The sequence below is a fragment of the Streptomyces sp. NBC_01474 genome (assembly GCF_035918215.1).
GTDB lineage: Bacteria > Actinomycetota > Actinomycetes > Streptomycetales > Streptomycetaceae > Streptomyces > Streptomyces aureus.
The window spans coordinates 5742674-5764039 of record NZ_CP109449.1 but is presented as its reverse complement, the minus strand read 5'-3'; the positions used below and the strand labels follow the sequence as shown (position 1 = coordinate 5764039).

General features: G+C 70.7%; 19 protein-coding genes and 3 tRNA genes. 11 read left to right on the top strand and 11 right to left on the bottom strand.

Annotated elements, in window-relative coordinates:
- The first annotated feature begins 29 nt into the window (after positions 1 to 29).
- The 3 genes from OG758_RS26505 (at position 30) to OG758_RS26495 (ending at position 2114) form a co-directional block, all read left to right on the top strand.
- A complete protein-coding gene (locus OG758_RS26505; RefSeq protein WP_266569625.1) occupies positions 30 to 362 on the top strand; it encodes a hypothetical protein in 333 nt (110 codons plus the stop codon).
- A 113-nt stretch (positions 363 to 475) separates the two neighbouring features.
- Positions 476 to 1567, top strand: a complete 1092-nt coding sequence (locus OG758_RS26500) for a Leu/Phe/Val dehydrogenase (RefSeq protein ID WP_326712248.1) — start codon at positions 476 to 478, stop codon at positions 1565 to 1567.
- Positions 1568 to 1856: 289 nt separating this feature from the next.
- Positions 1857 to 2114, top strand: coding sequence for a DUF3073 domain-containing protein (locus OG758_RS26495; protein WP_116512208.1), 258 nt, complete (start codon positions 1857 to 1859; stop codon positions 2112 to 2114).
- Positions 2115 to 2240: 126 nt separating this feature from the next.
- Here OG758_RS26495 and purM read toward each other — a convergent pair whose 3' ends face one another.
- The 7 genes from purM to purS form a co-directional block, all read right to left on the bottom strand.
- A complete protein-coding gene (gene purM, locus OG758_RS26490; protein WP_326712247.1) occupies positions 2241 to 3314 on the bottom strand; it encodes a phosphoribosylformylglycinamidine cyclo-ligase in 1074 nt (357 codons plus the stop codon).
- 34 nt (positions 3315 to 3348) lie between these two features.
- Positions 3349 to 4875: an amidophosphoribosyltransferase gene (purF, locus tag OG758_RS26485; RefSeq protein WP_227295805.1), complete on the bottom strand. Its 1527-nt coding sequence runs from the start codon at positions 4873 to 4875 to the stop codon at positions 3349 to 3351.
- 363 nt (positions 4876 to 5238) lie between these two features.
- The gene (locus OG758_RS26480) at positions 5239 to 6048 is read right to left on the bottom strand and encodes an META domain-containing protein (RefSeq protein ID WP_326712246.1); all 810 of its coding nucleotides are present in this window, start codon (positions 6046 to 6048) and stop codon (positions 5239 to 5241) included.
- A 54-nt stretch (positions 6049 to 6102) separates the two neighbouring features.
- Positions 6103 to 6897, bottom strand: coding sequence for a maleylpyruvate isomerase family mycothiol-dependent enzyme (locus tag OG758_RS26475; RefSeq protein ID WP_326712245.1), 795 nt, complete (start codon positions 6895 to 6897; stop codon positions 6103 to 6105).
- Positions 6898 to 7001: 104 nt separating this feature from the next.
- Complete coding sequence (purL, locus tag OG758_RS26470) at positions 7002 to 9251, bottom strand: phosphoribosylformylglycinamidine synthase subunit PurL (RefSeq protein ID WP_326712244.1); 2250 nt, start codon at positions 9249 to 9251, stop codon at positions 7002 to 7004.
- Positions 9248 to 9931: a phosphoribosylformylglycinamidine synthase subunit PurQ gene (purQ, locus tag OG758_RS26465; RefSeq protein ID WP_326712243.1), complete on the bottom strand. Its 684-nt coding sequence runs from the start codon at positions 9929 to 9931 to the stop codon at positions 9248 to 9250. The genes purL and purQ overlap by 4 nt, the downstream gene beginning before the upstream one ends.
- Positions 9928 to 10194 carry a phosphoribosylformylglycinamidine synthase subunit PurS gene (gene purS, locus OG758_RS26460; RefSeq protein ID WP_100598945.1) on the bottom strand — a complete coding sequence of 89 codons (267 nt, stop codon included), beginning with the start codon at positions 10192 to 10194 and terminating at the stop codon, positions 9928 to 9930. The genes purQ and purS overlap by 4 nt, the downstream gene beginning before the upstream one ends.
- 327 nt (positions 10195 to 10521) lie before the next feature.
- On the opposite strand from purS, the gene OG758_RS26455 reads away from it, so the two are divergent.
- The 8 genes from OG758_RS26455 (at position 10522) to OG758_RS26420 (ending at position 15084) form a co-directional block, all read left to right on the top strand.
- Positions 10522 to 10863, top strand: coding sequence for a histone-like nucleoid-structuring protein Lsr2 (locus OG758_RS26455; RefSeq protein ID WP_326712242.1), 342 nt, complete (start codon positions 10522 to 10524; stop codon positions 10861 to 10863).
- 111 nt (positions 10864 to 10974) lie between these two features.
- Positions 10975 to 11046: transfer RNA gene (locus tag OG758_RS26450), tRNA-Gly, on the top strand.
- A gap of 79 nt (positions 11047 to 11125) precedes the next feature.
- A tRNA-Gly gene (locus OG758_RS26445) sits at positions 11126 to 11201 on the top strand.
- A gap of 124 nt (positions 11202 to 11325) precedes the next feature.
- Positions 11326 to 12297 carry an ABC transporter ATP-binding protein gene (locus tag OG758_RS26440; protein WP_326712241.1) on the top strand — a complete coding sequence of 324 codons (972 nt, stop codon included), beginning with the start codon at positions 11326 to 11328 and terminating at the stop codon, positions 12295 to 12297.
- The gene (locus tag OG758_RS26435; protein ID WP_326712240.1) at positions 12294 to 13103 is read left to right on the top strand and encodes an ABC transporter permease; all 810 of its coding nucleotides are present in this window, start codon (positions 12294 to 12296) and stop codon (positions 13101 to 13103) included. Before OG758_RS26440 ends, OG758_RS26435 begins: the two co-directional genes overlap by 4 nt.
- Before the next feature lie 17 nt (positions 13104 to 13120).
- A complete protein-coding gene (locus OG758_RS26430; RefSeq protein ID WP_326712239.1) occupies positions 13121 to 14380 on the top strand; it encodes a sensor histidine kinase in 1260 nt (419 codons plus the stop codon).
- A complete protein-coding gene (locus OG758_RS26425; protein WP_266562544.1) occupies positions 14377 to 14985 on the top strand; it encodes a response regulator transcription factor in 609 nt (202 codons plus the stop codon). Before OG758_RS26430 ends, OG758_RS26425 begins: the two co-directional genes overlap by 4 nt.
- Positions 14986 to 15008: 23 nt before the next feature.
- A tRNA-Gly gene (locus OG758_RS26420) sits at positions 15009 to 15084 on the top strand.
- 57 nt (positions 15085 to 15141) lie between these two features.
- Here the strand turns inward: OG758_RS26420 and OG758_RS26415 are convergent.
- From OG758_RS26415 to purD, 4 genes are all read right to left on the bottom strand, one after another.
- Complete coding sequence (locus tag OG758_RS26415; protein WP_326712238.1) at positions 15142 to 16038, bottom strand: phosphoribosylaminoimidazolesuccinocarboxamide synthase; 897 nt, start codon at positions 16036 to 16038, stop codon at positions 15142 to 15144.
- A 104-nt stretch (positions 16039 to 16142) separates the two neighbouring features.
- Positions 16143 to 17684 carry a N,N-dimethylformamidase beta subunit family domain-containing protein gene (locus OG758_RS26410; protein WP_326712237.1) on the bottom strand — a complete coding sequence of 514 codons (1542 nt, stop codon included), beginning with the start codon at positions 17682 to 17684 and terminating at the stop codon, positions 16143 to 16145.
- Between the two features lie 194 nt (positions 17685 to 17878).
- Positions 17879 to 19762 (bottom strand): hypothetical protein, encoded by a 1884-nt coding sequence (locus OG758_RS26405; protein WP_326716037.1) that lies wholly within the window; start codon positions 19760 to 19762, stop codon positions 17879 to 17881.
- A 273-nt stretch (positions 19763 to 20035) separates the two neighbouring features.
- Positions 20036 to 21289: a phosphoribosylamine--glycine ligase gene (gene purD, locus OG758_RS26400; RefSeq protein ID WP_326712236.1), complete on the bottom strand. Its 1254-nt coding sequence runs from the start codon at positions 21287 to 21289 to the stop codon at positions 20036 to 20038.
- Positions 21290 to 21366 lie beyond the last annotated feature (77 nt).

The following is a 21366-nucleotide window of genomic DNA, read 5'->3' as shown; positions in this document are numbered from 1 at the left end:
ATGCGGGGGTAACCCAGCAGGATGGACCCGTGCCGAAGAATCCGCCCGAGTCCATGCAGGATCACCTGCGCCACCGTCTGAACGTCCGCGCCAAGGAACGCTGGCCCCAGCTCGCCCGCGTCCAGGTGCGCTTCCGCTCCGGATTCGCCTACGTGGCAGGGGAACTGCCGGGCGAGGAGGAACCGCTGCCGCTGTGCCGCCTGCGCTTCACCGGCGTCCTGCACACCTGGGGCTTCGCCCTCTACCTCGCCAGCCGAGGCAAGTACGAGGACAACTTCCTGCCCACCGGACTGCCCTTCGGCTCACCCGAAGACGCCCTGGACTGCGCCTGCGGCTTTTACCTCGGCGACCCGACACCCTGATCAACACCCCTCCACGAACTTGCGCGGGGCAGCACTAGTCTCTTGCCCAACGGGACCCGCCACCCGTACGGGCACCGTCTCCAACCGCCGCTACTTACCCGGGAGTCACCACAGTGACCGACGTAACCGGCGCCCCTGCCGATGTTCTGCACACCCTGTTCCACTCGGAACAGGGCGGCCATGAGCAAGTCGTGCTCTGCCAGGACCGCGCCAGTGGCCTCAAGGCCGTCATCGCCCTCCACAGCACCGCCCTGGGCCCCGCCCTCGGCGGCACCCGCTTCTACCCGTACGCGAACGAGGCGGAGGCCGTCGCCGACGCCCTGAACCTCGCGCGCGGGATGTCGTACAAGAACGCCATGGCCGGCCTCGACCACGGCGGCGGCAAGGCCGTGATCATCGGTGACCCCGAGACGATCAAGAGCGAGGAACTGCTGCTCGCCTACGGCCGCTTCGTCGCCTCGCTCGGCGGGCGCTACGTGACGGCGTGCGACGTCGGCACCTACGTCGCCGACATGGACGTCGTCGCGCGCGAGTGCCGCTGGACGACCGGGCGCTCCCCCGAGAACGGCGGCGCCGGCGACTCGTCCGTGCTCACCGCCTTCGGTGTCTTCCAGGGCATGCGGGCCTCCGCCCAGCACCTGTGGGGCGACCCGACGCTGCGCGGCCGCAAGGTCGGCGTCGCGGGCGTCGGCAAGGTCGGCCACCACCTCGTGGAGCACCTCCTCACGGACGGCGCCGAGGTCGTGATCACGGATGTGCGCGAGGAGTCCGTACGGCGGATTCAGGACAAGCACCCGTCCGTGCAGGCGGTGGCGGACACCGAGGCGCTCATCACCACCGAGGGCCTCGACATCTACGCCCCGTGCGCTCTGGGCGGCGCGCTCAACGACCACTCCGTCCCGGTCCTCACGGCGAAGATCGTCTGCGGCGCGGCCAACAACCAGCTCGCCCACCCGGGCGTGGAGAAGGACCTCGCCGACCGCGGGATCCTCTACGCGCCCGACTACGTCGTGAACGCCGGCGGAGTGATCCAGGTCGCCGACGAGCTGCACGGCTTCGACTTCGACCGGTGCAAGGCCAAGGCGTCGAAGATCTTCGACACGACGCTGGCCATATTCGCGCGTGCGAAGTCGGACGGGATTCCGCCGGCCGCCGCGGCCGACCGGATCGCCGAGCAGCGCATGGCGGAGGCCCGCCGGCGCTGACGTTCGGGGTGCCCGGGAGCGGCCCGTGGGCGGATGCGGGAGACAAGACTCACGCCCGTCGGCGGGTCGCTCGCCAAGAAGAGGTTAAAATCGCAGCTGACCAGCGAGGACAGGGCACCTTGCTGGTTCTGCGCCCAGGCGCGTCCTGCGGGCGACGTACCGTATGGCCGCGGGAGCAGGTACCGTGGAAGCCCTAAGGACGGGTCTCTCTGCGGAGAGCCCGTTCGAGATCATGAACGCGTGTCAAGACTCTGGGGCCGTCGAGCCCCGTCACCGAGGGGGTCGAGCCATGGGGCGCGGCCGGGCAAAGGCCAAGCAGACGAAGGTCGCCCGCCAGCTGAAGTACAGCAGCGGCGGGACTGACCTCTCGCGTCTGGCCAATGAGCTGGGCGCTTCGACCTCGAATCAGCCGCCGAATGGCGAGCCGTTCGAGGACGACGACGAGGAAGACGACCCGTACGCCCAGTACGCGGATCTGTATAACGACGACGAGGATGACGAGGACTCTGACGAGTCCGGTCCCTCGTCGCAGCGCCGCGGCGCTTGACCTCGCAGTCCTGCAGTCTGCAGTCCAGCAGTAGTTCTTCGCAGTTCTCGTTTTCGTAGCAACTGCACTTCACCCGGTCCGGGGTGGTAACACCGCCGGACCGGGTTTTGTGCTGCCCTGCGGGTCTTACTTGCTGTAGTCACCCGTGAGCGCCGCGCCCGTGGCGTGCTCGCCGCGCTCGGTGATCTCACCGGCGACCCACGAGTCCACGCCGCGGTCGGCGAGCGTCGCGAGCGCGGAGTCCACCGCGTCCTGCGGGACGATCGCCATCATGCCGACGCCCATGTTCAGCGTCTTCTCGAGCTCCAGGCGCTCCACGGCGCCGGCCTTGCCGACGAGGTCGAAGATCGCGCCGGGTGCCCATGTGGAGCGGTCCACGGTGGCGTGCAGGCCGTCCGGGATGACCCGGGCCAGGTTGGCCGCGAGGCCGCCGCCCGTGATGTGGCTGTACGCGTGGACGTCCGTGGTGCGGGTCAGCGCCAGGCAGTCCAGCGAGTAGATCTTGGTGGGCTCCAGAAGCTCCTCGCCGAGCGTGCGGCCGAGCTCCTCGATGTGCTGGTCGAGCTTCAGGTTCGCGCGGTCGAAGAGGACGTGGCGGACCAGCGAGTACCCGTTCGAGTGAAGACCGGAGGACGCCATGGCGATCACCGCGTCACCCGTACGGATACGATCCGGGCCGAGCAGCCGGTCGGCCTCCACGACGCCGGTGCCGGCGCCCGCGACGTCGAAGTCGTCCGGGCCGAGCAGGCCCGGGTGCTCCGCGGTCTCGCCGCCGACGAGGGAGCAGCCGGCGAGGACACAGCCCTCGGCGATGCCCTTCACGATGGCGGCGACACGCTCGGGGTGCACCTTGCCGACACAGATGTAGTCGGTCATGAACAGCGGCTCGGCGCCGCACACCACGATGTCGTCCATGACCATCGCGACAAGGTCGTGACCGATGGTGTCGTACACGCCGAGGCGGCGGGCGATGTCGACCTTCGTGCCGACTCCGTCCGTGGCGGAGGCGAGCAGCGGACGCTCGTAACGCTTGAAGGCGGAGGCGTCGAAGAGACCGGCGAATCCGCCGAGACCGCCGAGGCCGGCGACCTCGGGGCGCTGCGTCTTCTTCACCCACTCCTTCATCAGTTCGACGGCGCGGTCGCCCGCTTCGATGTCGACGCCCGCGGACGCATAGCTGGCACCAGGTGTCTCAGACATGGCTTGAGAACTTTCGTGTCGTACGACGGGGGTCTTACGGGCGACGGAGGGCGTCGGTGGCGGCGGTGTTCGCCGGTCCTGCCGCGAGCTCGGTCTCCAGGAGCTGCTTGCCGAGCAGCTCGGGGTCGGGGAGGTCCATCGGGTACTCGCCGTCGAAGCAGGCGCGGCAGAGGTTCGGCTTGTCGATGGTCGTGGCCTCGATCATGCCGTCGATGGAGATGTAGGAGAGGGAGTCGGCGCCCAGGGACTTGCCGATCTCGTCGATCGACATGCCGTTGGCGATCAGCTCGGCACGCGTCGCGAAGTCGATGCCGAAGAAGCACGGCCACTTCACGGGGGGAGAGGAGATCCGGATGTGGATCTCGGCCGCGCCCGCTTCGCGGAGCATGCGGACCAGGGCGCGCTGGGTGTTGCCGCGCACGATCGAGTCGTCGACGACGACCAGCCGCTTGCCCTTGATGACTTCCTTGAGCGGGTTGAGCTTCAGCCGGATACCGAGCTGCCGGATGGTCTGCGAGGGCTGGATGAAGGTCCGGCCGACGTACGCGTTCTTGACCAGTCCCGCGCCGAACGGAATGCCGGAGGCCTCCGCGTAACCGATCGCGGCGGGGGTGCCCGATTCCGGCGTCGCTATGACCAGGTCGGCCTCGACCGGTGCTTCCTTGGCGAGTTTGCGGCCCATCTCCACGCGGGAGAGGTACACGTTCCGCCCGGCGATGTCGGTGTCGGGGCGGGCCAGGTACACGTACTCGAAGACACAGCCCTTGGGCTTCGCTTCTGCGAATCGAGAGGTGCGCAGGCCGTTCTCGTCGATGGCGACGAACTCGCCCGGCTCGATCTCGCGCACGTAGCTCGCGCCACAGATGTCGAGGGCGGCGGACTCGGAGGCGACGACCCAGCCGCGCTCGAGCCGGCCGAGGACCAGCGGGCGGATGCCCTGCGGGTCGCGGGCCGCGTAGAGGGTGTGCTCGTCCATGAAGACGAGGGAGAAGGCGCCCCGAACATCCGGAAGGATCTTGGCGGCGGCGTCTTCAATGGTCAGCGGCTTGCCGTCGTCGTCGACCTGGCCCGCGAGGAGCGCGGTGACGAGGTCGGTGTCGTTGGTCGCCGCGAGCTGGGTGTTGCGGCCGTTCTCCTTGGGGAGGGCCGCGACCATCTCGGCGAGCTGCGCCGTATTGACCAGGTTGCCGTTGTGGCCGAGCGCGATCGAGCCGTGCGCGGTGGCACGGAACGTCGGCTGGGCGTTCTCCCACACGGAGGCGCCGGTGGTCGAGTAGCGGGCGTGACCGACCGCGATATGACCTTGGAGCGAACTGAGGGAGGTCTCGTCGAAGACCTGGGACACGAGGCCCATGTCCTTGAAGACGAGAATCTGGGAGCCGTTGCTCACCGCGATTCCCGCGGATTCCTGACCTCGATGCTGGAGGGCGTAGAGCCCGAAGTAAGTGAGCTTGGCGACCTCTTCACCGGGAGCCCAGACACCGAAGACGCCGCAAGCGTCCTGGGGGCCTTTCTCGCCGGGGAGCAGATCATGATTGAGTCGACCGTCACCACGTGGCACGCCTCCGAGTGTAGGCGAGATCGACCACTGGTCCGAATTGGCGAACGTGATCCCGCGCCTGATCGAGCCGGGCGCGCCCGGCTCTGAGGCCGTGGCCCGGGGGTGCTTCGCCCCTCACCGGCCCCCTTTCCGCCCGCCCCGCCCCTTCGGCGCGATCATGGCGCTGACCTGGTTCTTCTTGTGCTACGGGCATCGCTGTGCGGGCTCGGGGGCGGCGTCGGCGGCGGGTGCGGGGCGGTGGGCACCGGAGGGGGCGGCGCCGGGCGCGACGGCGGGTGCGAGTGTGACGGAATTCGCTGCGGAGGTGCGGGGGCGGGGGCCGGGGATGGGGAGCCAGGGCCGGGAGCCGGGGGTGCCGTCGGGTCAGCCGCGGCCTGCCCCCGCCACGGCCCCGGTTCCGTCGGGGGCCGTCAGCGTGAGGGTGCGGCCCTGGATCTCGTACGACAGCTTCTGGGCGAAGAGCTTCAGGAGGGCGCGTTCGGTGGCCATGCGCGGGCCCTGGCAGAGCACGCGGGTCGTGACCGGCCTGCCGAGGGTGAGGTGGCCGTCGCGGAACTCGGCCTTCGCGCGGAAGCGGTTGCAGCCGAGGCTGCCGGTGGCTGCGCCGTCCTTGCCCGCCTCGCCGGACTTTTCGAAGGTCATCCTGGCCCGGCCCGCCACCTCCGGCGGGAGCGAGGTCGCGACGTCGTCGGAGAGCAGGCTCGTGACGGTCCACTCGGTGCCGGTCAGCGGGGCCGGACGCTCCTTGACCAGGGCGATCGTGTCGCCGTCGTCGGTGGTGAGCGTCAGGTGGTCACCGTCGGTCCTGGCCTCGTTGCTGCCGCCGATGGCCCGGCTGAAGGTCTTCTCGAAGTCCCGCTGCTTCTTGTCCATGCACATCGACATCGTCATGGTGCTCCTGCCGATACGGATCGTGTCGCCGTCGATCTCGGCCTCCGCGTCGAAGCTGTTGCAGCCGTTGTAGCCGCGGGCCCGGTCAGCCGAGGGGAACTCCACGTACGCGCTCTCGGGGGCCTGCGCGGTGGCGCCGTCGACGGTGACGCTCTCGACGTTCCAGCGGACCCCGGTGACGGGCGTACTCCCGACGGACACGGTCTGTGATCCGCACGCTGCGACGGCCGCGAGGGGCAGGAGCGCGGCCAGGACGGTGAGGTTCCGGGATTGCGTGTGCATGGCGGTTGGACGGGCGGGGTGGGCGGATCGGTTCCCACCGGTCCGCCGTCCGGGTCAGCCCATGATCGGCAGCAGCTTGCTGAGATCGGCCCGTTCGCCGCTCGCGCTGACCTTCGCGTCGTCCAGGGCGGCGCGCCACCCGACGCGTCCGGTGGCGAGGCGGATCCAGGTGAGCGGGTCCGTCTCGACGACGTTCGGCGGGGTGCCGCGGGTGTGGCGGGGGCCCTCGACGCACTGGACGACGGCGAACGGCGGGATCCGCACCTCGGTCGACGCGCCGGGCGCCTTCACGGCAAGGGCGTCGGCGAGCAACCGGGTGCAGGCGGCGAGCGCCTGGCGGTCGTACGGGACGTCGAGGCCGGGCAGCGCGTCGTTGAGGTCGTCGGTGTGGACGACGAGTTCGACGGTACGGGTGACGAGGAAGTCGGCGAGGGTCATCGCGCCGAAACGGGTGGGGATCAGCCGGGTGTCGGGGGCCTCGCCCAAGGCCTCTTCGATACGGGCCGTGGTGCGCGCGAAGAGCTCGGACGGCTGTGCGCTCGCGGCGAGTTCACGGGTGCCGTCGGCGATGGCGCCGGACTCGGTCGCGGTTCCCGACGGCCAGTCCAGGAGCGGGAGTTCATGCTGGGCCGGCTCCGGCATCTCCAGCCCCCTGGCCACCGCGCCGACCGCCATCGTGAAGTGCGCCGCCAATTCCCGTACGGTCCAGTCACCGAGCCGGGTCGGGGCGCTGAGCTGCTCCGGGGTGAGCGTGAACACCGCGTCCCGCACCTGCCCGAACTGCGCGAGAACGGCCTTCCGGATCTTGGCGGAATCATAGGAACGCGCACGCTTCTTGGCCGGAGACATGGGGCGAGCCTATGCCTTGGGCGCCAGGCGCATGCCGTACGAACGAGAGCCCCCACCCGGCACTTCACAGCCCGGGTGAGGGCTCTTGTTCGTAAGGACGATCGTCAGGCCAGCAGTGCCGGGATCGTTGCCTCGTGGGCCTCTCGGAGGGCCGTGAGGGGGAGGGTGAACTCGCCCTGGAGCTCCACCGCGTCGCCGTCGACCACGCCGATGCGGGTGGCCGGGAGGCCGCGTGCGCCGCACATGTCGGTGAAACGCAGCTCCTCGCTCCGCGGGACGGCGACGACCGCGCGGCCCGCCGACTCGGAGAACAGGAACGTGAACGCGTCCAGGCCGTCGGGCACGATGAGCCGCGCGCCCTTGTCGCCGAGCATCGCCGACTCGACCACGGCCTGGATCAGGCCGCCGTCGGACAGGTCGTGCGCGGCGTCGACCATGCCGTCGCGGGACGCCGAGATCAGGATGTCGGCGAGCAGCCGCTCCCGCTCCAGGTCGACCTGCGGGGGCAGACCGCCGAGGTGGTCGTGGACGACCTGCGACCAGGCCGAGCCGCCGAACTCCTCGCGGGTGTCGCCGAGCAGGTAGAGGAGCTGGCCCTCTTCCCTGAAGGCGACCGGCGTGCGGCGGGCGACATCGTCGATGACGCCGAGCACGGCCACGACGGGCGTCGGGTGGATCGCCGCCTCACCCGTCTGGTTGTACAGCGAGACGTTGCCGCCGGTCACCGGCGTGCCGAGGATCTGGCAGGCGTCGGCGAGACCGCGGATGGCCTCGACGAACTGCCACATGACGTCCGGGTCCTCGGGCGAACCGAAGTTCAGGCAGTCGGAGATCGCGAGCGGCTTGGCGCCGGTCGTCGCGACGTTCCGGTACGCCTCGGCGAGGGCGAGCTGCGCGCCGTGGTACGGGTCGAGCTTCGCGTACCGGCCGTTGCCGTCGGTCGCGATGGCGACGCCGAGCCCCGACTCCTCGTCGATACGGATCATGCCCGAGTCCTCGGGCTGCGCGAGGACGGTGTTGCCCTGCACGAAGTGGTCGTACTGCGAGGTGATCCACTTCTTCGACGCCTGGTTCGGCGACGAGACCAGCGCGAGGACCTGCTGCTTCAGCTCGTCCGACGAGGACGGCCGCGGCAGCTTGTTCGCGTCGTCGGCCTGGAGCGCGTCCTGCCACGCGGGGCGGGCGTACGGGCGCTCGTAGGTCGGGCCCTCGTGGGCGACCGTGCGCGGGTCGACGTCGACGATCTTCTCGCCGTGCCAGAAGATCTCCAGGCGGTCGCCGTCGGTGACCTCACCGATGACGGTGGCGATGACGTCCCACTTCTCGCAGATCTCGAGGAAGCGGGCGACCTTCTCCGGCTCGACGACCGCGCACATGCGCTCCTGCGACTCGCTCATGAGGATTTCCTCGGGCGAGAGCGTGGAGTCGCGCAGCGGTACGTCGTCCAGCTCGACGCGCATGCCGCCCGTGCCGTTGGACGCCAGCTCGCTGGTGGCGCAGGAGATTCCGGCGGCTCCGAGGTCCTGGATGCCGACGACGAGCTTCTCGGCGAAGGCCTCCAGGGTGCACTCGATGAGGAGCTTCTCCTGGAAGGGGTCACCGACCTGGACGGCGGGACGCTTCGAGGGCTTCGCGTCGTCGAAGGTCTCGGAGGCCAGGATCGAGGCGCCACCGATGCCGTCACCGCCCGTCCGGGCCCCGTACATGATGACCTTGTTGCCCGGCCCCGACGCCTTCGCGAGGTGAATGTCCTCGTGCCGCATGACACCGATGGCGCCAGCGTTGACCAGCGGGTTGCCCTGGTAGCAGGCGTCGAAGACAACCTCGCCGCCGATGTTCGGCAGGCCTAGGCAGTTGCCGTAGCCGCCGATGCCGGCGACGACACCCGGCAGCACCCGCTTGGTGTCGGGGTGGTCGGCCGCGCCGAAGCGCAGCGGGTCGACGACCGCGACCGGGCGCGCGCCCATCGCGATGATGTCGCGCACGATGCCGCCGACGCCGGTGGCCGCGCCCTGGTAGGGCTCGACGTACGACGGGTGGTTGTGCGACTCGACCTTGAAGGTGACGGCGTAGCCCTGGCCGACGTCCACGACACCGGCGTTCTCACCGATGCCGACGAGCAGCGCGTCGGACTGCGGCGCCTTCTCGCCGAACTGGCGCAGGTGGATCTTGGACGACTTGTACGAGCAGTGCTCGGACCACATCACGGAGTACATGGCGAGCTCGGCGCCGGTCGGGCGGCGGCCGAGGATCTCCACGACCCGCTCGTACTCGTCCTTCTTCAGGCCGAGTTCGGCCCAGGGAAGCTCGACGTCAGGGGTCTTTGCGGCGTTCTCAACGGTGTCGAGGCTCATGAGGCGGCGACCAGCTTCTTGAGGATCGAGGTGAAGAAGGGGAGGCCGTCGGTGCGACTGGAGCCGACGAGCGGCTCGACGGCGTGCTCCGGGTGCGGCATCAGACCGACGACGTTGCCCGCCTCGTTCGTGATGCCGGCGATGTCACGGAGCGAACCGTTCGGGTTGAAGCCCACGTAACGGAAGGCGACGCGGCCCTCCGCCTCCAGCATGTCCAGCGTGTGCTCGTCGGCGACGTAGCGGCCGTCCATGTTCTTCAGCGGGATGTGGATCTCCTGGCCTGCCGTGTAGTCGGCGGTCCAGGCGGTGTCCGTGTTCTCGACACGCAGCTTCTGGTCACGGCAGATGAAGTGCAGATGGTCGTTGCCGAGCATCGCGCCGGGGAGCAGGTGCGCCTCGGTGAGGACCTGGAAGCCATTGCAGATACCGAGAACGGGAAGACCCGCCTTGGCCTGGTCGACGACGCTCTCCATCACCGGCGAGAACCGGGAGATGGCACCCGCCCGCAGATAGTCGCCGTAGGAGAATCCACCGGGCAGGACGACCGCGTCGACCTGCTTCAGATCCTTGTCCTTGTGCCAGAGGGCTACGGGTTCCGCGCCGGCGAGTCGGATCGCGCGCTGCGTGTCCCGGTCGTCGAGGGATCCAGGAAAGGTGACGACTCCAATACGAGCGGTCACTTTTCTGCCCCCACCGCGGGCTCTTCCACCTTCACGGTGAAGTTCTCGATCACAGTGTTGGCGAGGAACGTGTCGGCCAACTCATGGATACGGGCGAGGACGGCATCGTCGACGGGCCCGTCAACCTCGAGTTCGAATCGCTTTCCCTGACGTACGTCGGAGATGCCCTCGAAACCGAGGCGCGGCAGTGCACGCTGCACCGCCTGGCCCTGGGGGTCGAGGATCTCCGGCTTGAGCATGACGTCGACTACGACGCGTGCCACTGGCACTCCCGGTGTGTGGTGCTGAGCAGGTCCCTTCAGACTACCCGGACAAAATTTCTACTCGCGTAGACCGTAGGAAGCTACGAGAGCCGGATCACGTTACTGCAACAGCGCGGTGACCCCGTGGAAAATCGGGGGAAAGATTTCGGAGACCCATTGCCTCCGGACACGCGGAGGGATTTAGTCGGTCTTCACAATGCAATGCCAGGCAAGGTAAAAAGGAAATGGCGAAAGCGAGCAGTTCGCCTCTGCTTTGCCCCATAACAGCCGGACAGTCGACATCGGCGCACGTCAAGGTGCAGATGTCGCACGAAGGGACCGATATTCGTGGCGCAGCGTGTCGTGGTCACTCTCTCCGACGACATCGACGGCGGAGATGCCGCAGAAACGGTCGCGTTCGGTCTCGACGGCAAGTCGTACGAGATCGACCTGAATCCAGCCAATGCCAAGAAACTGCGCACGGCCCTGGCCCCCTTCCTCCAGGCCGGCCGCAAGCAGACCGGCTCGGGCAAGGGCGCCTCGGGGAAGACCGTCAGGAGCTTCAAGCACACCGCGGTGTCCGCCGACCCGGCGGCCGTCCGCGCCTGGGCGCGCTCGCACAAGATGGACGTCCCGCCGCGCGGCCGCATCCCCAAGCGGGTCTACGAGGCGTTCGAGGCGGCCAACTGACCCCCTCGGGCAGCCCGCAGAGCAGCCGACTTGCGCTCCACCCCTGTTGATCAGCTAAAGTCTGGAGCACGCCGAGGGGCGAGGCCGAAAGGCCGGACCTCACGGAGTCTTGCGGGTGTAGTTCAGTAGTAGAACATCCCCCTTCCAGGGGGAAGGCGCAGTGTGCAATTCCTGTCACCCGCTCTGCATGGCGTACCGATCACTCTCCGGAGTGCGGTAGGCTGGTGCTCGCGCCGATCGATGAGAGTCGATCGGAGGCAGTGCGAACGTAGCTCAGTTGGTAGAGCGCAACCTTGCCAAGGTTGAGGTCGCGAGTTCGAACCTCGTCGTTCGCTCCAGTTGAAGGCCCCGGTCCATCGGACCGGGGCCTTCTGCATGTCCGAACCCCGCTCTGACATTTGTCATGCGGTCCGGTGACAGCGCGCACTGCTCCTCGCCTCCGTGTCGGGAGAGGCTCGGAGCATGGAAACGAACGAGCACGTGATCGACGTCACCGATCTGCGACGCGTGTACGGGGGCTCGTACGAGGCGGTGCGCGGAGTGACCTTCTCCGTCGCCCGCGGAGAACTCTTCGCCCTCCTCGGCACCAACGGCGCGGGCAAGACCTCCACCGTCGAACTCCTCGAAGGACTCGCCGTCCCGGCCGGCGGCCGTGTACGGGTCCTCGGGCACGACCCCTACACGGAACGCGACCTGGTCAGGCCGCGCGTCGGGGTCATGCTCCAGGAAGGCGGCTTTCCGTCCGAGCTGACCGTGGCCGAGGCCGTCCGGATGTGGGGTGGGTGCACGAGCGGTGCCCGGCCCGCCGGTGAGGCCCTTGAGCTCGTCGGGCTCGAACGGCGGTCCCGGGTCCGTGTGAAGCAGCTGTCCGGCGGCGAGAAGCGGCGCCTTGACCTGGCGCTCGCACTGCTCGGCCGGCCCGAGGTCCTCTTCCTCGACGAGCCGACCACCGGCCTCGACGCCGAGGGGCGGCGCGCGACCTGGAACCTGGTGCGCGAGCTGCGCGCCGAGGGCACCACCGTGCTGCTGACCACCCACTACCTCGAAGAGGCCGAGGAGCTCGCCGACCGGCTCGCCATCCTCCACGAGGGGCGGATCGCCGCCGAGGGCCGCGTCGACGAGGTCGTCGCCGCCCAGCCCTCGCACATCTCCTTCGAACTGCCCGACGGCTACTTCCCCGGTGACCTCCCGCCGCTCGCGGAGCTCGGGGTGAGCCGCCACGAGACGGACGGTCGCACCATCCGGCTGCGGACGGACGAGCTCCAACGGGCCGCCACCGGGCTCCTGCTGTGGGCCAGAGACGCCCGGGTCGAGCTGCGGGGGCTCGACGTGCGCAGCGCGTCCCTCGAAGAGGCGTTCCTGCGGATCGCTCAGGACGCGCGTACGGAAACCATGGCCGGCCCGGAGAACAGGGACGAGGTGGCGGCGCGATGAGCGCGGTCGTGACGGACAGGACGAAGCCCACGGCCACGGCCGGCACGACGGCCGCCGGGCGGATGCGGGCGCTCGCCCGCGCGGAGCTGACGCTGATCGGCCGCAGCAAGGGCACGCTCTTCACCGCGGTGTTCGTACCGCTGGTGCTGCCGTTCAGCGTGCGCTCGTCGATCGACAGCATGGACCTGAAGGGCGCGGGGCTCACCGTCGGCTCGGTGCTGCTGCCGTCCGCCATCGGCTTCTCCCTCCTCTTCGCCGTCTACAGCGCGCTGGTCGGCGTCTACGCGGCCCGGCGCGAGGAACTCGTCCTCAAGCGGCTGCGCACCGGCGAGCTGCGGGACGCGGAGATCCTCGCCGGTGCCGCCGTGCCCTCCGTCGCCATCGGCCTCGCGCAGAGCCTCGTGCTCGTCGCCGCCTGCACGGCGTTCCTCGACGTGGGGGCTCCGCAGGCGCCCTATTACGCCGTACTCGGGCTGCTGCTGGGCCTGGTGATGTGGCCCGCGCTCGCCGCCGTCACCGCGAGTTTCAGCAAGAGCGTCGAGAGCGCGCAGGTCGCGGCCATGCCGCTGCTGCTTCTCTCGATGCTCGGCTCCGGCACCGTCGTGCCCCTCGAAGTCATGCCGGACCGCCTCGCGTCGCTGTGCGAACTGCTGCCCCTCACACCGGTGATCACCCTCGTACGGGGCGGCTGGACCGGGGACCTCTCCGCGTACGACGCCCTGGGAGCCGTCGCCACCGCTGTGGCCTGGACCGTCCTCGCCGTGTTTGCTGTACGACGGTGGTTCCGCTGGGAACCACGGCGTTGATCCGACGGAGCGGGGACATGAGGCGGCCTGGCGCATGGTGGCGGGGGAAGAGCACCCCGGCGAAGGTGGAGACGTACACACGGTGGTCTCTGCAGTCCTTCGGGCTCGTCGAGATCTTCTGGCTCGGCCCGCTCGCCTTCGGTGAGGTACCGGCCGCGCTCGCCTGGTCCCTGCTCCTGGCGCTCTGCGCGCACGCCGTGCTCGGCGCGGTGACCACGTCCAAGGCGCTCGACTGGACGCGCGGCCGGCGCGAGCAGCCGGTCCGCCTGGTCATCGCGTACGGGGTCGCCACCGCCGTGATCTCCGTCGGGACGCTCGGCGTGATGCTGCGGGTGCCCGCGGACGAGGAGGCCGGCACCCGCACGGCGCTCGTCCTCTTCGTCGGCATCCTCATGGTCGGCGCGGGCTGTGCCACGCCCGGACTGCGCACCCGCAGGCGGGTGATCGGCGCGGCGCTCGGCGCGTCCCTCGGCGCCGGGGCGGCGTCCGTGCCGTCCGGGCTGCCCGCGCCGGCCGCCCTCATCACGGCGGCCACCGTGCTGTTCACCACCGCGATCTTCGCCCTGACCGCCGGATTCTCCGTCTGGCTGCTGAACGCCGTCCACGAACTCGACGAGGCCCGCGAGACCAGGGCGCGACTCGCCGTCGCCGAGGAACGGCTGCGGTTCGGGCGCGATCTCCATGACGTGATGGGCAGGAATCTCGCCGTGATCGCGCTCAAGAGCGAGCTCGCGGTGCAGCTCACGCGGCGCGGGCGGCCCGAGGCCGTGGACCAGATGACCGAGGTCCAGCGCATCGCCCAGGAATCGCAGAAGGAAGTACGGGAGGTCGTACGCGGCTACCGCGAGGCCGATCTGTCGGCCGAACTTGCGGGCGCGCAGGGTGTGTTGACCGCGGCGGGGATCTCCTGCGACGTGGCGGGCCCGGCCGCCGGGCTGCCCGGCCCCGTGCAGTCCGCCCTCGGCTGGGTCGTGCGCGAGGCCACGACGAACGTCCTGCGGCACGGGGACGCCCGGCGCTGCGACATCGGCGTACGGGTGGGGCCGGACGCGGTGGTCCTGAGCGTGGAGAACGACGGGGCCAAGGCCCCGGGGGCCCTGAGCGGCGGGTCCGGGCTCGCAGGACTGAGGGAGCGCCTCGCCGAGGTCGACGGGACGCTTGAGGCGGGTGTGGTGGCAGATGCGGACGGGGTGTTCCGGGTGGTGGCCGAAGTGCCGCTGGCCGGGCGCACCGTGGGACCGCGGCGCGACGCCGCGTACGAAAGGAGCGCCGGGTGACCGTGCGCGTGCTGCTCGCCGATGACGAGCACCTCATCCGCGGGGCGCTCGCCGCGCTGCTCGGCCTCGAGGACGATCTGGTCGTCGTCGCCGAGGCCGCCACCGGGCCCGAGGCGCTCGCCATGGCGCGGGCCCACCGGCCCGATGTGGCCGTGCTCGATCTGGAGATGCCGGGCGCCGACGGTGTGAAGGTCGCCACAGCGCTGCGCGGTGAACTGCCCGCGTGCCGGGTCATGATCGTGACCGGCCATGGGCGTCCCGGGCATCTGAAGCGGGCCCTGTCCGCCGGGGTGCGCGGGTTCGTGCCGAAGACCGTGAGCGCCCAGCGGCTCGCCGAGATCATTCGGACCGTGCACGCGGGAAACCGTTATGTGGACCCGGAGTTGGCGGCCGACGCGATCGCCGCGGGCGACTCCCCGCTGACCGCGCGCGAGGCCGAGGTGCTCGAATTCGCCGCCGACGGGGCGCCCGTCGCGGAGATCGCCGAGCGCGCCGCGCTCTCGCAGGGGACCGTGCGGAACTATCTGTCGTCCGCCGTCTCGAAGCTCGGCGCCGAGAACCGGCACTCGGCGGTGCGGCTCGCACGGGAGCGAGGTTGGGTATAGTTGCTCTCGCGCCACGGCGCAGTGCGAACGTAGCTCAGTTGGTAGAGCGCAACCTTGCCAAGGTTGAGGTCGCGAGTTCGAACCTCGTCGTTCGCTCCACAGAAAGCCCCCGGCACCTCAGGTGCCGGGGGCTTTCGCGTGTCTGGCGCGCCGTCGCTACCAGCTGACGCCGGTCAGGCGCTCGTACGCCTCGATGTACTTGGCGCGCGTCGCGTCCACGACCTGCTGCGGCAGCGCGGGCGGCGGCTGCTCGCTCTTGCGGTCCCAGCCCGACTCGGGGCCCGTCAGCCAGTTCCGCACGTACTGCTTGTCGAACGACGGCTGCGCGTGACCCGGCTCCCACTCGGCCGCGGGCCAGAAGCGGGAAGAGTCCGGGGTGAGGACCTCGTCGCCGACGATCAGCGTCTCGCCGTCGAAGCCGAACTCGAACTTGGTGTCCGCGAGGATCACGCCGCGCTCACGCGCGATGTCCCGGGCCCGGCCGTAGACGGCGAGAGTCATCCGGCGCAGCTCGGCGGCGGTCTCCGCGCCGACCTGGCGGACCACCTCCTCGTACGACACGTTCTCGTCGTGCTCGCCGACCTCGGCCTTCGTGGCGGGCGTGAAGATCGGGGCGGGCAGCTCAGAGCCGTCGGTCAGGCCCTCGGGCAGGGCGAGGCCGCAGACCGTGCGCGACTCGTTGTACTCGACGAGGCCGGAGCCCGTGAGATAGCCGCGGGCCACGCACTCGACGGGGACCATGCGCAGCGACTTGCAGATGAGGGTGCGGCCCTGCCAGTCGGCGGGCGCGCCGGGCGGCAGCTCGGTCGACAGGACGTGGTTGGGGACCAGGTCGGAGAGCTGGTCGAACCACCACAGCGACAGCTGCGTGAGCACGCGGCCCTTGTCGGGGATGGGGGTGGGCAGTACCCAGTCATAGGCGGACATGCGGTCGGAGGCGACCATCACGAGGTCGCCCGCCTCGTTCCGGTACAGGTCCCGCACCTTGCCGGTGTGGAGGTGTACCAGGCCCGGCACCTGCTGAGGTTCGGGCTTTTCGACGAATCCGGACACGGTTCCTCCCCGTGGATATGTACGAGTGCACCTGATTCTCGCTCATACGGGGATGAGTTTTGGCCACGGGTCCGGCGGGTGCGGCAGCGGTGGGGCGGGACGGGTCAGTCGCGTTTGCAGATCCGGTCGAGGAGGTTGGCCGTCGCGCGCTGGATCCGCGGGTCGACGTGGCCGGGGCGGTCGAGCGCCGGGGACCAGGCGAACGTGCCGGACGCGAAGACCAGCGATCCGGACGGCGCCCGGTACAGGGACGTCTCCTGATGGCGCGGCGCCCGCTCGCTGTCACGGTAGGGCGAGTGGGCGAGCAGGATGCGGTCCTCGTGCTCGGGCAGCGCGGTGCGCGGGAAGTAGCGGTCGGCCTCGCCGGCGACCAGTCCGTCGATCTCGTCGCCCTCGTGTGCCCCGGTGGCCTCCCACAGCCAGTGGTCCGCGTTCCGCACGACGAGGGGGTGCGGCTCGGGGACGCGGCCCGCGTACTGGATGCCCATGAGCTGCTGCTCGGGGCGGTCGATCTCGCGCCACAGGGCGGACTTCCCGGGTGCCCTGCGCTTGTGGCAGGTGAGCAGCCGGTCCGGCACCCCGGACGGGGACGGGCCCAACTCCACCTGCCAGTACATGGTGTTGGCGGAGAGGAACACGAGTGAGGTGCCGTGCTCGCGGGCCGCTTCGGTGGTGCGGCGCATCGGCGTCGACCAGTACTCGTCGTGTCCGGGGAAGACGAGGCCCCGGTAGCGGGTCGGGTCGATGCGGCCCGCGTGCAGGTCGCGGGCGTCGGCGTACGCGAGGTCGTAGCCGTATCGCTCGGCCCAGCGGATGAAGTCGTAGGCGTGACCGACGTGCAGGGGGAGGCCCGCGCCGGCGTACGGGCGGTCGAAGGAGACCGTCGTGGCGGAGTCGCCCTCGCCGAGCAGCCGCCCTTCCTCGTCCCACGCGTGGTAGAGACTCGCCCCCGTGTGCCCGTCCTCCGGGTAGAGGTTGTACGCCTGCCAGGTCACGTCTGGCAGGAGCAGGAGGAGGTCGGCGGGGCGGCTGTCGCGGACTGTGAAGGGGACGTGCGAGCGGTAGCCGTCGACGGTGGTGAGGACGGCCACGTACGCCCCCACGCTCCAGAACGACGGGATCTGCAGGCGCCAGGACAGCCACCAGTGGTGGCAGGAGACCGTGCGGTCCGCGGTGAGCGGGGGCGGCTGGACGATGCCGGAGAGCCGCGGGCTGGTGATGATCTTGCTGGCACCGTCGCCGCCGTAGTGGCCGATGCGGTAGATGTCGACGCTGAACTGCTGGGGCGGGTCCACCGTGATGTGGAAGTCGATCGCCTCGCCGGGCGCGGCCGCTCCGGTCGACGTGAAGCCCTTGATCTGGCGGTGCACGTCGTCGGCCATGCGGGGGCCGCTGGTGCGGGGGCTCGGGATGCTGGTCGCGATGTTGCTCGCGCCGGGCTGAGGGACGTGGTCGACGTACCAGGGGACCACCTGGCCCGTGTCGTCGAAGTAGTGCTCGCTGCCGCGCAGCCACGGCAGGGGGCCCTGGCCGAAGGGGTCGCTCACGGCGTGGGCGAGCGCGCCCGACTCCCAGCGGCGGATGGTGCGGGGTGACCGCGCGTGTTCCGGCCGTCCGGCCTTCTGCCCCTCCCGTTCCGGCCCCATGCCCGCTTCCCTCCTTCGCTACCCGAGCTCTTATGCGCTCCGTCTGTCAGCGACCGGCCCCAGCACATCACATTACGCACGCACTCCGTCACCGTTCGTCGCGAATTGACGTGAACGGAACGTGGGCCTCCGGAGGTTGGGGGTTGGCGGTGCGGATGCGAGGGGTGCGGGTGTGCGGCGATCGCTGTCGCGGCCTACGCCAGTCGGACCGGCTTCTCGGGGCGGATGCCGAGGCGGGTGAGCCAGGCGCGCAGAGGCTCCGGGTCTCCCTCTTCCACGAGGCTCAGGATTCGCGGGGTCAGGTCCTTGGCGCGCTCGCCGTCGACCAGGAGCGAGGGGCCGTCCAGCCAGTCGAGGCCGGGGGCGGCTCCGGCCGTGTCCACGGCGGCGCAGCACACCATCGCCGTAACGTGGTCGGCCACCAACTCGCGTCCCGTACGAGGCGGTTGGAGCGGGAAGAGCGGGAGCATGCCCTCGTCCCACAGCGCGCCGTCGGGCCCCTGTCCGGCGGCGGGCACGGGCGGGGCAGGGCGCTCACTCTCCTCGCGGGCCGACTCGGCACTCAGGCCGGCGGCGAGCAGAGCGGTGGGGGTGTCCTCGCGGTCCTCGGCGTCTTCGAAGTGCTCGAGGGCGGTGGAGTCGTCGTCGGGAAAGACGGTGGGGTCGGTCTCGGCGACGGTGAAGTCGGTGTCGGCGGGGACGGTGAGGTCCTCGGCGGGGACGGTGGGGTCTTCCGGGTCTACGGGGGCCACGGGTCTTATGGAGTCCCCGGCGCGCGTCGCCGTCGCGAGGTGGTCCATCACCCGGGCGAGTGTCGGGCCCTCCGGGTCGGGGGACGCGGGGTCCGCGGAGCCACGTACGCCCAGTGCGTCGAGGACTCGGTGGAGGCGCGCCGCGTCCATGCGCCACTTACGGTCCACGACCTCGTCCGGATACTCCTGCCAGTCGACCGGCGCCCAGTCGGGGCCCGGCTCGGCGGGGCCTCCGTGGAACAGCCGGGCCGCGAGCAGCGACGCGGCCTCGTCCACCATGCCCGGCTCCTCCAGCAGATCGCAGGCGGGCCGCTCCCCGAGCCGGGAGGCGAAGCCCTCGGCGAGGCGGTCGCGCCGGGACAGCTCGGTGAGGGCGGCGACGACGCCCACGTCCAGACGCGAGGGCCAGCGCCCCATGCGCCAGGCGGGCAGCGCGACCCGGGTGAGGAGCCGGTCCCAGCCCGCGTAGGCCAGACCCACCTGCTCCTGGGCGACGATCCGCACGCCGTAGTCCACAGTCTGTGCGCGCTCGGCGGCGGCCGCGGCGACCCCGCGCTCCATCTCGCCCGCGTGACCCCGGCAGCTGCGAAGGAGCAGGCGCGCGACCCAGCCGACGCAACCGAGGACCGCCCGCCCCAGCGGTCCGCGACCGGGCGTCGCGGCGACGGCGACCGCCGCGTCCAGGCCCCGCACGAAGCGGCGCGCGGCCGCTATGTCCGGGTGCGCCGACGGCCCCGTACCGGCGACGACCGGGGCGAGTACGGCGCGCAGCTCGCCCACGCGCATCCACCACAGGAAGGGGGAGCCGATGACCAGGACGGGCGCGGCGGGCACCCGGCCTCTGCCTGCACCGCCCCGGATCCCCAGGTCGTCGGCGTCACGCGGGATCCGGCCCTCTTCGTCCTTGGACCTGGGCGGTCCGTGCGCGGGATGCGTACGGTCCTCCAGCCAGCTGTCGCAGTCCGGGGTGAGCGCTATGGCCGAGGGGGCCGGTACGTCGAGCCGGTCGGCCAGATCGCGCACCAGGCGGTAGAGATCGGGGGCCCGCTCCTCAGCGATCGGCACCGTCGGGCTGACCGCCGGGCGGGCGCGGGCCACCACGAGGGCGATGCCCGCCGCCGCGGCCAGGACGACCAGGGAGATGACCGTGACGATCCACCGCGCCGTCCGCCAGCCGTCGCCGGCCATGTGCCCGGTGGCGGCGCCCGCGGCCAGCACGACCGCGAAGGCCGCGGGCAGCAGGGCGACGGCCAGCGCTCTACCGCGGATGCGCAGCACCGCGAGAGCTCGGGAGCGCGCGGCCTGCGCGCCCACCTCCGCACCCATACCGGACACGACCGACGTCACCCCCTGCTGCCTATGTTGCCTGCACCCATGGCGTTGTCCACTCCCCCACTGTGGCACCCGCCACTGACATCGCAATGCCGGTGGGCCAAGTGCCGGAACGCCTGCGCCGCACCCTAGTTGGGGCACACGGCATCGTCAGCCGGATGGACGAGCGGTCACTCGATGGAATGGCTTTGGGTAGAGGTGGATGACATTCAGGCCCCTGATCCGCTTCGGATCAAGGGCCTGAGGTTCACACAGGTGAGGCTTCGGTCAGGCCTCCGCGGCCGCCTTCGCCGCGATGTCGGTGCGGTGCTGCGAGCCGTCGAGGCCGATGCGCGACAGCGCCGCGTACGCGCGTTCGCGGGCCTGCGTGAGGTCCGAGCCGGTCGCGGTCACCGAGAGCACGCGGCCGCCGGCGCTGACGACGGCGTCCCCGTCCCGCTTCGTCCCGGCGTGCAGGACGTACGCGTGGGGCGCATCCTGCGCGGCCACGTCGGCGAGCCCGGTGATGGGGTCGCCGGTGCGCGGCGTCTCCGGGTAGTTGTGGGAGGCCACGACCACGGTCACGGCCGCCTCGTCGCTCCAGCGCAGGGGCGGCAGGTCCGCGAGCGTGCCGTTGGCCGAGGCGAGGAGGACGCCCGCGAGCGGGGTCTTGAGGCGGGCCAGGACGACCTGGGTCTCCGGGTCGCCGAACCGGGCGTTGAACTCGATGACCCGTACGCCGCGCGAGGTGATCGCGAGCCCCGCGTACAGCAGACCCGAGAAGGCCGTGCCGCGGCGGCGCAGTTCGTCGACGGTCGGCTGGAGGACGGTCTCCATGACCTCGTCGACCAGCTTCGGGTCGGCCCACGGCAGCGGCGAATAGGCTCCCATGCCACCGGTGTTGGGGCCCGCGTCGCCGTCGAGCGCGCGCTTGAAGTCCTGCGCGGGCTGGAGGGGGACGACGGTCACGCCGTCGGTGATCGCGAAGAGCGACACCTCGGGGCCGTCGAGGAACTCCTCGATGACGACGCGGTCACAGGCGTTGGCGTGCGCGCGGGCGGCCTCGAGGTCGTCGGTCACGACGACGCCCTTGCCGGCCGCGAGGCCGTCGTCCTTGACCACGTACGGGGCGCCGAAGGCGTCGAGCGCCTCGTCGACCTCGTCCGGGGTGGTGCAGACGTACGAGCGGGCGGTCGGCACGCCGGCCCCCGCCATCACGTCCTTGGCGAACGCCTTGGAACCCTCCAGCTGTGCGGCTTCCCCGGAGGGGCCGAAGCAGGGGATGCCCGTGGTGCGTACGGCGTCGGCGACCCCTGCGACAAGGGGTGCCTCCGGGCCGACCACGACGAGGTCCGCGGCCAGCTCACCGGCCAGCCGGGCCACGGCGGCGCCGTCGAGGGCGTCGACCGGGTGCAGCTCGGCGACCTCGGCGATTCCTGCGTTGCCGGGCGCGCAGTGCAGCGCGGTGACGTCGGGGTCGAGGGACAGTGAGCGGCACAGGGCGTGTTCGCGGGCGCCGCTGCCGATGACAAGGACCTTCACGCCAGCCAGCATAGGCGGCGGGCCGGTGTGCTCTTGTACGGGCCACCGAGCACGGGGGCGGTGGGGGTTCGTGCGTT